General features: G+C 46.9%; 10 protein-coding genes. 6 read left to right on the forward strand and 4 right to left on the reverse strand.

Translation table 11 applies throughout. From position 1 onward, the window contains the following. Nucleotides 1-86: 86 nt before the first annotated feature. The 4 genes from adhE to QUA77_RS07555 all read left to right on the forward strand — a co-directional run bounded on the left by adhE (nucleotide 87) and on the right by QUA77_RS07555 (nucleotide 4799). Nucleotides 87-2717 (forward strand): bifunctional acetaldehyde-CoA/alcohol dehydrogenase, encoded by a 2631-nt coding sequence (adhE, locus tag QUA77_RS07540; RefSeq protein WP_333449735.1) that lies wholly within the window; start codon nucleotides 87-89, stop codon nucleotides 2715-2717. A 228-nt stretch (nucleotides 2718-2945) separates the two neighbouring features. Then, nucleotides 2946-3239 (forward strand): ATP-dependent Clp protease adapter ClpS, encoded by a 294-nt coding sequence (gene clpS / locus QUA77_RS07545; protein ID WP_015178834.1) that lies wholly within the window; start codon nucleotides 2946-2948, stop codon nucleotides 3237-3239. 123 nt (nucleotides 3240-3362) lie between these two features. After that, on the forward strand, nucleotides 3363-3680 hold the full coding sequence (locus QUA77_RS07550; RefSeq protein WP_333036002.1) for a hypothetical protein: 318 nt from the start codon (nucleotides 3363-3365) through the stop codon (nucleotides 3678-3680). A 213-nt stretch (nucleotides 3681-3893) separates the two neighbouring features. Next, on the forward strand, nucleotides 3894-4799 hold the full coding sequence (locus QUA77_RS07555; protein ID WP_333449736.1) for a hypothetical protein: 906 nt from the start codon (nucleotides 3894-3896) through the stop codon (nucleotides 4797-4799). Between the two features lie 7 nt (nucleotides 4800-4806). Here the strand turns inward: QUA77_RS07555 and QUA77_RS07560 are convergent, their stop codons facing one another. Then, nucleotides 4807-5307: a plastocyanin/azurin family copper-binding protein gene (locus QUA77_RS07560; RefSeq protein ID WP_333035998.1), complete on the reverse strand. Its 501-nt coding sequence runs from the start codon at nucleotides 5305-5307 to the stop codon at nucleotides 4807-4809. A 47-nt stretch (nucleotides 5308-5354) separates the two neighbouring features. Beyond that, nucleotides 5355-6473: a tocopherol cyclase family protein gene (locus QUA77_RS07565; RefSeq protein ID WP_333035997.1), complete on the reverse strand. Its 1119-nt coding sequence runs from the start codon at nucleotides 6471-6473 to the stop codon at nucleotides 5355-5357. A gap of 130 nt (nucleotides 6474-6603) precedes the next feature. On the opposite strand from QUA77_RS07565, the gene QUA77_RS07570 reads away from it, so the two are divergent. Beyond that, a complete protein-coding gene (locus QUA77_RS07570) occupies nucleotides 6604-7185 on the forward strand; it encodes an Npun_F5749 family FMN-dependent PPOX-type flavoprotein (RefSeq protein ID WP_333035995.1) in 582 nt (193 codons plus the stop codon). Between the two features lie 84 nt (nucleotides 7186-7269). On the opposite strand, the gene cysE is transcribed toward QUA77_RS07570, so the two are convergent. Together cysE and QUA77_RS07580 are read right to left on the reverse strand one after the other, a co-directional pair. Continuing rightward, nucleotides 7270-8076, reverse strand: coding sequence for a serine O-acetyltransferase (gene cysE, locus QUA77_RS07575; protein WP_333035994.1), 807 nt, complete (start codon nucleotides 8074-8076; stop codon nucleotides 7270-7272). A 147-nt stretch (nucleotides 8077-8223) separates the two neighbouring features. Beyond that, nucleotides 8224-8706, reverse strand: coding sequence for a hypothetical protein (locus tag QUA77_RS07580; protein WP_333035992.1), 483 nt, complete (start codon nucleotides 8704-8706; stop codon nucleotides 8224-8226). A gap of 558 nt (nucleotides 8707-9264) precedes the next feature. Between QUA77_RS07580 and mrdA the strand changes: the two genes are divergently transcribed. Continuing rightward, complete coding sequence (mrdA, locus tag QUA77_RS07585; protein ID WP_333449737.1) at nucleotides 9265-11091, forward strand: penicillin-binding protein 2; 1827 nt, start codon at nucleotides 9265-9267, stop codon at nucleotides 11089-11091. Nucleotides 11092-11156 lie beyond the last annotated feature (65 nt).

Consider the following 11156-nt stretch of genomic DNA (forward strand, 5'->3'; position numbering starts at 1 on the left):
GAAATTATCTGCGTCGATCAGCAGGTTCCCTACCAATCAAAGATTGAGGCAATAATTTTACCGAAATAAACATTAGGAACAACAACATGAAAGTTACCAATTTAGAAGAATTAGAAGTCTTAATTCAAAAAGTAAAAGCAGCCCAAGCTGAATTTGCCACCTACACTCAAGAACAAGTCGATCGCATATTCAAGCAAGCAGCTTTAGCCGCTAATGCCGCCCGCATTCCCTTAGCCAAGGCAGCAGTCAAAGAATCGGGAATGGGAGTCATCGAAGATAAGGCAATCAAAAATCATTTTGCCTCGGAAATGATTTACAACAAATATAAAAACGACAAGACTTGCGGTATCATCGAGTCCGATCGGCATTTTGGCTACGAACGCATTGCCGAACCCGTGGGAGTGCTGGCGGGAATCGTTCCTGTAACTAACCCGACTTCCACCACCATCTTTAAGTCTTTAATCGTGCTCAAGACGAGAAATGGCATTATATTTTCGCCCCATCCCCGCGCCAAATCCTGCACGGCTGCGGCTGCAAAAATCATCCTCGATGCTGCTGTAGCGGCCGGAGCACCACCGGATATTATTGGGTGGATTGATGAGCCAACTGTGCCACTTTCCCAAGCTTTGATGCAGCACCCCGATATCAAACTAATTTTGGCAACTGGCGGGCCGGGAATGGTCAAAGCTGCCTACTCTTCAGGGCACCCATCCCTCGGTGTCGGCGCAGGAAATACTCCCGCCATCATCGATGAAACCGCCCACATCCAAATGGCTGTCAGCTCAATTTTGCTCAGCAAAACTTTCGACAACGGCACGATTTGTGCTTCGGAACAATCTGTGGTTGTTGTGGATGAGGTGTACGATGCAGTGCAACTGGAATTTATCAAGCGCGGTGCTTATTTCCTCAATGCTGAAGAACGGGAAAAAGTGCGGCAGGTAATCTTAATTGATGGTCGATTGAATGCCGAAATTGTCGGACAATCGGTGCAAAAGGTGGCGCAGATTGCGGGTTTTGTAGTGCCGTCAAACATCAGGGTTTTGATTGGAGAAGTGGAGGCGGTTGGTAAAGAAGAACCCTTTGCTTGTGAAAAACTTTCGCCGATTCTCGCAATGTACCGCGCCAAGGACTTTACTGAAGCAGTAGACAAAGCTGAAGCGCTGATAATTTTTGGCGGACACGGACATACTTCTGTACTCTACACCGCCCCCCACAATCAGAACCACATTCGTTATTTTGAAAGCAAACTAGAGACTTCGCGGGTGCTGATTAATACGCCTTCTTCTCAAGGTGCGATCGGCGATTTATACAATTTCCGCCTCGATCCCTCCCTTACCCTCGGTTGCGGTAGCTGGGGCGATAATTCCATTTCTGTCAACGTGACACCCCATCACCTGCTGAATATCAAAACCGTAGCAGAACGGCGCGAGAATATGCTATGGTTCCGCATTCCTCCCAAGATTTATTTTAAGTCGGGTTGTCTTCCTGTAGCTTTGAGGGATCTTGCAGGTAAGAAACGTGCTTTGATCGTGACGGATAAACCTTTGTTTGAATTGGGATTGACTAAGGAAGTCACAGATAGTTTGGAAGAAATCGGCATCGATCACTACACATTTTACGATGTGGAACCCGATCCTTCGCTGGCTACTGTTCGCAAAGGTTTAGAAATCTGCAATAGTTTCCATCCAGATGTGATTATTGCCTTTGGTGGTGGCTCGCCGATGGATGCTGCTAAAGTAATGTGGCTGATGTACGAGCATCCAGAAATTGAGTTTGAAGGATTGGCGATGCGGTTTATGGATATTCGCAAGCGGGTATACGAACTGCCACCTTTGGGTTCAAAGGCAATTATGGTGGCAATTCCAACTACTTCGGGAACGGGTTCGGAAGTCACGCCTTTTGCGGTTGTTACGGATGAACGATCGGGGATTAAGTATCCGCTTGCCGATTATGCTTTGACTCCGAGTATGGCGATCGTCGATCCAGAACTTACGCTGAATATGCCCCGGAAACTGACTGCTTACGGCGGCATTGATGCGCTAACCCACGCTTTAGAAGCTTATGTTTCTGTGTTGGCTTCTGAGTATACAAATGGTTTGGCTTTAGAAGCGATTCGTTTGCTGTTTAAATACCTGCCCAGCGCTTACAAAAATGGTGCTAACGATCCGAAAGCGCGGGAGAAAGTACATTATGCTGCTACGATCGCCGGGATGGCATTTGCTAACTCTTTTCTGGGGGTTTGTCACTCAATGGCTCACCAATTAGGTGCAACTTGCCATGTCCCTCACGGTTTAGCGAATGCGCTGATGATTTCCCACGTAATTCGCTACAATGCCACGGATGTTCCGTTCAAACAAGCGATTTTTTCTCAAAACAAGTATCCTAACAGCAAGTGGCGTTATGCTCGAATTGCGGACTATCTGAATTTGGGCGGCGATACAGAAGATGAAAAAGTTGAGAAGTTGATCGCAGCGGTGGAAGCTCTCAAGCGTGAGGTAGATCTTCCTAGCACGATTCAGGAGGCTCTTGCCAGTCAGGGAATGAGTGATGATTTCTTTTTTGCTCGCGTTGAGGAAATGGCCGATCGCGCTTTTGACGATCAGTGTACCGGAGCGAACCCCCGCTATCCGCTGATTGAAGATTTAAAGCAACTTCTGCTGCAAGCGTATTCTGGCGGCGACACTTCTGAACTCAATCGACAGTTAACTTTAGTTTAATCGGCGCGGTGCAATAGATTTCTCCAGAAAAGCCTGTCAATGGGGGGGCAGGATGCCTAACCCCTAATCCCCACAGTTTCTGGAGAAATCTAACCCAGGGCCTGGCTGTGAAAATAAACCCCGAAGCGGATCAAAATACCAAGTAGGGGTTGAAATATTTTGAAATTGTGTTATAATTTTAGAGGTAACTATTTTACGAATTTTGTAGTTTTAGTGGCTGTTCGCGCGATGACCTCTTCACCAACCATAGCACCCGTTCGATCGAGTCAAGTTACCCGCAAACCTTATCCCAACTATCGGGTAATAGTTCTTAACGACGATTTCAACACATTCCAGCACGTTGTGGAATGTTTGACGAAATACATTCCGGGGATGACGAGCGATCGAGCTTGGAAACTCGCCAACCAAATCCACCACGAAGGCCAGGCCACAGTCTGGGTTGGCCCGCAAGAGCAAGCAGAACTTTATCATATGCAATTGAGCCGTGCCGGACTGACAATGGCTCCGCTAGAGTCAGCTTAACATTTTTTAATTAACAGTTACAATACTTACTTTCAAATTTGCCAAAATGGCAACATCACTTCATCCTCTTGATTTAGATTATGTGTCAATACACCTAATCTTTTACTCAAGTAGGAGAATTTTATGAATCATCCTTTTGATCTAGATATTGCTGATCTCGAAGCAATTGATTTGGATTTTGAAGAGACGTTAACTGATGAACAGGCCGCCCACATCGGAGGTGGAATTCGTTTCACGACTCTGGCTCTAGGTGAAGAAGGTGGGGGTGGTCCGATACAGTGTATCTCAGCTCCCTGTCCGGGAAGTGAAGGAGGAGGAGGATTTCCTCCCAAGCCTATTCCCATTGACCCTCCGATGACCACTCTGGCTATAGGTGAAGAGGGTGGAGGACCTTACACAAAAGCTTGGTTTGAAGGCGGTGGAGGCCCTATTTATTGGTAATCTCATTCCTGGCGACAATGGTAGAGATTCTGCCTAATTCCTGAAATCTTCCACTTATTTCTGTAATAAGACTTTCAAAGATTCAGCCTCATTCGAGTGTTTTTTTTCAAAGTTTTTTTCAATATATAAAAAGTTGCAACACTCTCAAAACAAGTGATGCGACTTTTCATATTTGTACTTGATTTTAGCACATTTTTAATTTTCAAATTTCCCATGAACATTTTAATTCTGGGTAACGATTCAGATGCTCATGCTACTCATATAAAAGATGATCTCACCCAAGCCGGTGCAGAAGTAGATTATTTAGATACCTATCTGTTTCCAAGACAGTTACGTCTGTCTTGGCAACCTGATACCCTGGTAGGGTGCTTGACGCTACCCGGAGGTCGCCAGTTGAATTTTCAAGATATTCACAGTGTATTTTGGCGCAATTTTTCCGGTGTTGGCGTTGCACATTTAAAAGATGCCAATCAACAGCAAGTTGCATTGAACGATTCCATGAGTACAGTGCGATCACTAATGCAAGCTTGTCCGGCTCGCTGGATTAATTCCTGGCAGGCATACCAATTTCATAAAGAAAAACCCCTACAACTAAGTCGGGCAAAGCAAATAGGAGTGACAATTCCTGCAACTTTAATCAGTAACAATCCAGAGCAAGTTAGGGAATTTTTCCAATCTCAGAAAAAAGTAATTTTTAAGCCCGTTTATGGTGGCGCTCATACCAAGTTGGTGACAGAGGCACATTTAGAACCTAATCGGCTGGACTTGGCTTTGAGTATTTCTCCAATCACAATACAAGAGTATATTCCTGGGACAAATATTCGCAGTTATGTGATTGGTGAATCAGTTTATTCTGCGGAAATTCGCAGTCAAGCTTTGGACTTTCGGGAAGATTTAGAGTCCGAGTTAATTCCGGTAGATTTGCCCGAATCAGTTCACAAACAATGTTTAGCAATATTAAAGGCATTTATGCTCGATTGGACTGCTATTGATTGGCGTCTTAAGCCAACCGGTGAGTATGTATTTTTAGAGGCTAATCCTAGTCCGATGTTCAGACATTTTGAGCGTCAGACTGGTTTTCCGATTACACAAAAATTAGTCAATCTGTTAATGTATTAACTCGGACTTAAGAGGCGATCGTAATTTTGCCAATCATCCCCGCTTCCGTATGTCCGGCTACCGTACATCGCAGGTTATACGTTCCCGATTTCATCGGCACAAACACCCATTCTGCCATAGCGCCCGGTTTAAGTTCCAATTCGTGAATCGCTCCTTTAATTTCCACTTTCCCAGCTTCAACTTTTTGAGTCCAACTCGCATCAGCAAAGTTTTTAGCAGTAAAATAATGTTTCTGCGAACTGGGATTTTTTAGCAGTAATTTATAGCGCTTGCCCGATTCAAATTCTAGCAGATTGGGGAAAAATTTGAGTTCGCCAGCTTCGTTACCCAAACTAACAGTAATTTCGGTGACAGGTTGCCGAGACAAATCACCGGCAGCACTAGCAATTGCCGCGGGCATCAAGATTGTGCTCAAACATAAAATTACTCCCAAAATCACCTTGAAAGTTTTTTCTAACCGCTGGCTGGGGTAGAATTTGGCTAATTGCCAACCGAGTAAATGGATCATGGCTGTTCTCACTACTATTAACTGACTAATCACTAATGACTAATGGTTTAATTCGATCGCCAAACTTCATCCCAAGGGCCGCCCCCAACTTCCAAACCCGATAAAGAACTTTGAGCCTCTAAGATAATTCTAGAACGCTGCTTGCCATTTTTTTCGACATTCCCCCCCAACAACTCTCGCAGTTGCAAGCGCAATTCGCCGTGCGTGGTATCCCGGCAGCAAAAAGCCATGCCTTTTTCTGTAGGAGCTCGCAGATAAGTACCAGAACTGTTTGTAGTGCCAATTAACTCTATTTCAAACTGACTGTTTCTAGCCTGCATTTTCCAGCTTCCCCAAGGCTCAATAGTCCAACTAACTTGCGAATTCCAAGGCACAAATTCGTAAAATTTTCCTCGGTAATGCAGACAAATCATTGCTACCGATTCCATCCACCACAGCACGCCCCGCTTCCCGCCGCCAGCAGTTAAAGCTAAATCCTTTTCCCCTTGAAAACAATTGCAATTAATCCAAAACCACTTTTGGGGAAAAGCACCGCCCCAGTTTTTTTCGCTGTAAGCGGGAGCATCTTTAAATTCGTAGCGTTGGTCATTCCAATCGATCCAGCCCGTGGCTAAACCGTGAGCCATTAAAATTTGCCATCCAGGCTCAAATACAGGCAGAAAAGATAGCATTCCGGCTGTAGATCTCTGGATTTCCTCTGAGTTTCCCCAGCCATAAATAGGTTGAATTTCGTACTGCCAAAAACAGTGACTGCCGCTTCCCGGCTCGTGCAGATAACCTTGATTCAAAGTAGCAGTAGCTTGATAGCCTTCTTCGACGCTGCTGTCGAATACTTGCGGTTCTAAATATCCGGGTTTAATTTGTAAATCTGTTTTGCCCCAATGTCCGAAACCTAAGCTTTCTCGGTGTGCCCAAAACTTATTTACATCGGGAAAGGTGCGACACAAATAGCTATCTTTCGGACCGAGAATTTGAGCTGCACCGCCACTGTAAGGTTGACCGCCTCTGGGGTCTTCTATTGAATACATGAATGCAAAGGATTGTCCGTGAATCGGTAATGTTATTCGGTAGTACCAGCCTTCAAAAAAGCGGCGGGAACTGCCGTCCCAGTGGTAGCCACTGTGGGGAGTTTCAATAATTTTGAGTTTTGAGAGTGAATTTGACATAAAATTACCAATAGCCAGATTTTAAAACTTGTAAATTGTGAGTTTAGGGGATAGAAGCAGGAGGCAGAAGGGAAAATGCACTAATTACCCATTACCAATTACCCATTACCAATATGATAGGTTATTAATTATGTCTTTAGCACTTTGGCGATCGCCCTTAGCTCGCGCGCTCCACCGCAACCGCAGTCTTGCTTTTGCTCGCTACTTGCAACTAGCGACTGTTCGGGCTACCGGGCGTCCTGCCAACCGCACTGTGGTGTTTCGAGGCTTTTTAGCAGATACTAATCAGTTAAAGTTTATTACAGATATTCGCAGTCAAAAGGCAGAGGAGATTAACCTCTATCCTTGGGGGGAAATTTGCTGGTATTTCCCGAAAACTCGCGAACAATTTCGGATTGCTGGAAAGCTAGTTTTGGTAGGGGCAGATTATCCAGAGGCAGAGTTTTGTTTATCCCGGCGCACAACTTGGCAGGAGCTTTCTGAGGCGGCTAGAGCACAGTTTGCTTGGCCGCATCCGGGGGATGACAAAGCCGAGGCTAGTGCTTTTGATTCTGCTTCCCCAAATGCGATCGACCCGCTGCCTAATTTTTGCTTGCTGTTGTTGGAACCGGAAACGGTGGATTTTTTGGAGTTGCGGGGGGAACCCCAAAATCGGTCGCTTTATCGGCGCGACGGGGAGGGAAATTGGTCTGTGCGATCGGTTAATCCTTGAAGTCAGTTGACTGTTGACTGTTGTCAGTAGGAAAGTTTTAAGTTGAAAAATTCCCCATGAAAAACTCAACACTCAAAACTATTTTTAGATGCCGCTGCCGTCGAAAAATTCTTGAATGGCTTTATCTTTTAACTTGCAGCTAGGGGTTGCAGCTAGTTGGGTTTTTTCCGCTAAGGCTACATTGCTGGCTTGGTTTAAAGCTTCTGATACTGACTGGAAATTGTGGGAATTGGGAACAGAAGTTAAGGAGACAGATGCTTGAGGAAGCAAACTTTTTACTTGCTGTTCGAGGGATTCGATACGATCGAGCAAAGAGCGAATTACCGCAGCTTCCGAATCCGGCAAACTGCCGTGTTCTAGGGGATTGACGCGCACTCCCGATCTATAGACGATGCGGCCGGGAATCCCTACCACTGTACAGTCAGATGGTACGTCGCGGAGCACGACGGAACCCGCGCCGATGCGGACGTTATTGCCAATTTGCAGATTGCCGAGTACCTTGGCGCCGGCACCTACAACTACGTTTTCGCCGACGGTAGGGTGACGCTTACCGCTTTGTTTGCCAGTACCGCCAAGGGTGACACCTTGGTAAATTAGGGCAAAATCGCCGATAATAGCTGTTTCGCCGATCACAACCCCCATACCGTGGTCGATGAATACGCTTTTGCCTATGGTTGCCCCTGGGTGGATTTCAATTCCGGTCAAAAAGCGAGCAATGTGGGAAATCAAGCGGGGGATGAAGGGAAGTCCCAGTACATAAAGCCAGTGTGCGAGGCGGTGCAGCACCAGGGCCTGAAGACCGGGGTAGCAAAACAAAACTTCCAGCCAGTTGCGAGCGGCAGGGTCGCGATCGAAAATTATACTGAAGTCAGCTCTAAGAGTCTTTAGCACTTTCGGAGTTACCTATTTTGGTTAAACACGCCACTTTCGATTTTACATTTTACTGGATGGGGGAAGTGAGCGGTCGATCGGGAGGGGGGAGAGTGGGGTAGAATTTGACGACATTTTATTGTGGTTAGTCCACCGCGTCGCTGCGTTCTATTCCTGTACTGAGATTGTATAGTTAGACTTGACTCCGGGTTCGACAGTACCTACCCAAATCCTGTAAGAGCCTGCTTGCCAGTCAGAATCAAGTATGCCAGCATCTTTATTCTGACCTATATCGTCTCCGCAGCGCACCGCATTACCGGGGCCTTGTACGAGTAAGGTTGTGTCCTTGCCTCCGCTGTTGACTTGGAGTGTGAGTTTTGAAAATTTTTGTTGCAAGACTATGATGTGGTCTGGAGTTGGGGTGGCAAAACCCAAACATTTGTTTTTGTGGCGATCGGCGTTGGCTATGACAGATAGAGAGTACGATCCGCCTGTGGAACCTCTCAAAACTGCTGTTGGGGCTGCAAAACCTCGCGATAAAGTTAAAGTGCCGAAATTGGCTGTTTCTGCTAAAACTGGTAGGGCGGCGATCGCGGCGATCGCCGCCAAGAGCGCACCGTTTTTGAAATTGGCTCGCTGATTAAACAACATGGCAATACTCCTCGGTCACAACTTAAAATCACAACTCAGAATTTACCCATCGCAGTCCCTCGAATACAAACTCTGGAGGAAGAATAATTTTTAAATTAGTTCAAAACCTCCTGGCTTCTCTTCCTTATGTCTATCAGGACAATCCCTGTACGATCGCGCTCGCTTGTGCCACTCGGATTTCTGCCACAGGCGCTCGACTCATATCCGAAATGGTACGGTGTCAAGATGATAAATTTGATACTCCTAGCCTTGCTGTTGGCGATCGGTTCCCTATTGACACAGGCCTTGGTATTGTTACCTATAGGTCTATCTGGCTGGTTCCACATCCCTAATTGGGTGAGCCTGGCCTTGATTTTTCTGGCTATTTCTTGGTGCTTGGGGGATTAGTCAACAGTCAGCAGTCATGAGTGAGGAGTTATTAGTTATTAGTCAAAAGTTAATTCTCAATCATCCCGCTTCCCCCAATGGTCAAGGCCCGATCGGCCCCGGTTTGATGATGTATACTTCACAATTGACAATCAGGAATCTAAAATCTAGGATTTGACATCTACCTATAGAATGATGCAACGACAAGTTTATTCGATCTCAGCATTTCACTCTTCTGACAAAACCCTGGCGGAAACTCCTAAGAAACAGGAGCGTCCGATACACCGGGCGATCGTGTTAATGCTGGTGGCAACAGGTTTGCTGGGCCTGCACGCTAGTCGGCTGGTGGAATTGCAACTGATACAAGGGAAGCAACACCGGGAACGAGCCGAAAACAATCGCGTTCGTCTAGTGCCAATGCCGGCGAATCGCGGACATATTATCGATCGCAAAGGCAAGTTGCTAGCGGCAAACAATTTAGCTCGATCGGTATATTTGTGGCCGAAAGAACAAACGCCGGAAGAGTGGAAAGCGACTGCAGAAAAGTTGAGTCCGCTGGTTAAAATCCCAGCACCAGAAATTTTAAAAAAATTAAAAGAGGTCGATCCTCTATCCTACAGACCGGTGCGGCTCAAGCAAGCAATGCCGCCAGAGGTGTTTGTGCCGCTAGCAGAACAGGTGGGACAAATGCGGGGAGTGGAAGTGCGGCCAGAAGCGAACCGCTACTATCCCGAAGGCAGTTTGGCGGCTCACGTGATCGGATATATTGGCGAGGCTACCGCAGCAGACTTGGAAGCTCATCCGGAATACCCGATGGGGATGATTGTCGGTCAGATGGGCATAGAAGCGAGTTCTAACAAGAAGATTGCCGGAGTTTGGGGCGATCGGCTGATCGAGGTAAATGCCCAAAATCAAGAATTGCGGCTGATGGGAGAGACACCGCCCAAACCCGGTGAGGCGGTGCAGCTAACCATAGACTTGGAAATGCAAAAAGCAGCCGAAAAAGCCTTGGGGCACCGCCGGGGAGCAGTAGTGGCGATGGATGTCAAAACCGGGGCGGTATTAGTTATGGCCAGCCACCCGACTTTTGATCCCAATCTGTTTACGCGAAAAATCACTAAAGATGAGTGGGAAACTCTTCAAGATCCGGAAAATCCATTTTTGAATCGGGCCATGCAAGGCTATCCCCCCGGCAGCACCTTTAAAATTGTGACTTCCGTCGCGGGCCTGGAGTCGGGCAAATTTTCGCCGGACTCAATTCTCGGTACTTCGTCTTACATTACTGTGGGGGGAATTGATTTTAACGAACACAGTGGCGGTTACGGCGACATCGGCTTTCGGGATGCTTTGGCTTTCAGCAGCAATACATTTTTTTATCAAGTGGGGATTAGTACCGGGCCGGAGCAAATTTCTAAGTGGGGACACCGCTTGGGAATTGGCAAGGATACGGATTTGAATCTTTTGGGGCTAGGCGGCGGCGATCACGGTCAAATCCCGACGCCGGAGGAGAAGGAGAAACTTTATAAAGAACCTTGGTATGCGGGTGATACGGTAACGATGTCGATCGGTCAGGGGTTGGTGTTGGTGACTCCTTTGGAGGCGGCGGTGATGGTGAGTTCGATCGCTAACGGCGGCTATCGGGTGAAGCCTCATCTTTTGACTTCTATGACCGGCACGCCGGAGACTCAACGGGTACATACGGGAATGAAACCTTCAACAATTCAGGTGGTTAAGGAAGGACTGATCGCGGTGGTTGCCGAGGGTACGGGACAGGGGATGAATGACGGTACGATTCCGCTGACGGCGGGCAAAACAGGGACTTCCGAGGTCATCGGACAGAACGATCACTCTTTGTATGTGGCGTTCGGGCCTGCCTCCAAGCCGGAAATTGCGATCGCCGTGGTTGTGGAAAATGGCGGTTATGGTTCTGTTGCCGCAGCCCCGATCGCCAAAGAGGTGTTTCAAGCTTATTTTGGGAAACCGAAAAAGGTGAATGAGCCAGTAGTTATTAGTCCTTAGTTATTGGGCATTGGGCATTGGGCATGAGGAATGGGGAATTGGGGATAGTTTCTTCCTTCTTCCTT

The sequence above is a fragment of the Microcoleus sp. K5-D4 genome (assembly GCF_036704575.1).
In the GTDB taxonomy this organism is placed as follows: domain Bacteria; phylum Cyanobacteriota; class Cyanobacteriia; order Cyanobacteriales; family Microcoleaceae; genus Microcoleus.

Bases quoted from the DNA above. Each gene is read 5' to 3' on its own strand.
- adhE (WP_333449735.1), top strand. From the start codon at position 87: ATGAAAGTTACCAATTTAGAAGAATTAGAAGTCTTAATTCAAAAAGTA.
- clpS (WP_015178834.1), top strand. From the start codon at position 2,946: ATGACCTCTTCACCAACCATAGCACCCGTTCGATCGAGTCAAGTTACC.
- QUA77_RS07550 (WP_333036002.1), top strand. From the start codon at position 3,363: ATGAATCATCCTTTTGATCTAGATATTGCTGATCTCGAAGCAATTGAT.
- QUA77_RS07555 (WP_333449736.1), top strand. From the start codon at position 3,894: ATGAACATTTTAATTCTGGGTAACGATTCAGATGCTCATGCTACTCAT.
- QUA77_RS07560 (WP_333035998.1), bottom strand. From the start codon at position 5,307: ATGATCCATTTACTCGGTTGGCAATTAGCCAAATTCTACCCCAGCCAG.
- QUA77_RS07565 (WP_333035997.1), bottom strand. From the start codon at position 6,473: ATGTCAAATTCACTCTCAAAACTCAAAATTATTGAAACTCCCCACAGT.
- QUA77_RS07570 (WP_333035995.1), top strand. From the start codon at position 6,604: ATGTCTTTAGCACTTTGGCGATCGCCCTTAGCTCGCGCGCTCCACCGC.
- QUA77_RS07580 (WP_333035992.1), bottom strand. From the start codon at position 8,706: ATGTTGTTTAATCAGCGAGCCAATTTCAAAAACGGTGCGCTCTTGGCG.
- mrdA (WP_333449737.1), top strand. From the start codon at position 9,265: ATGATGCAACGACAAGTTTATTCGATCTCAGCATTTCACTCTTCTGAC.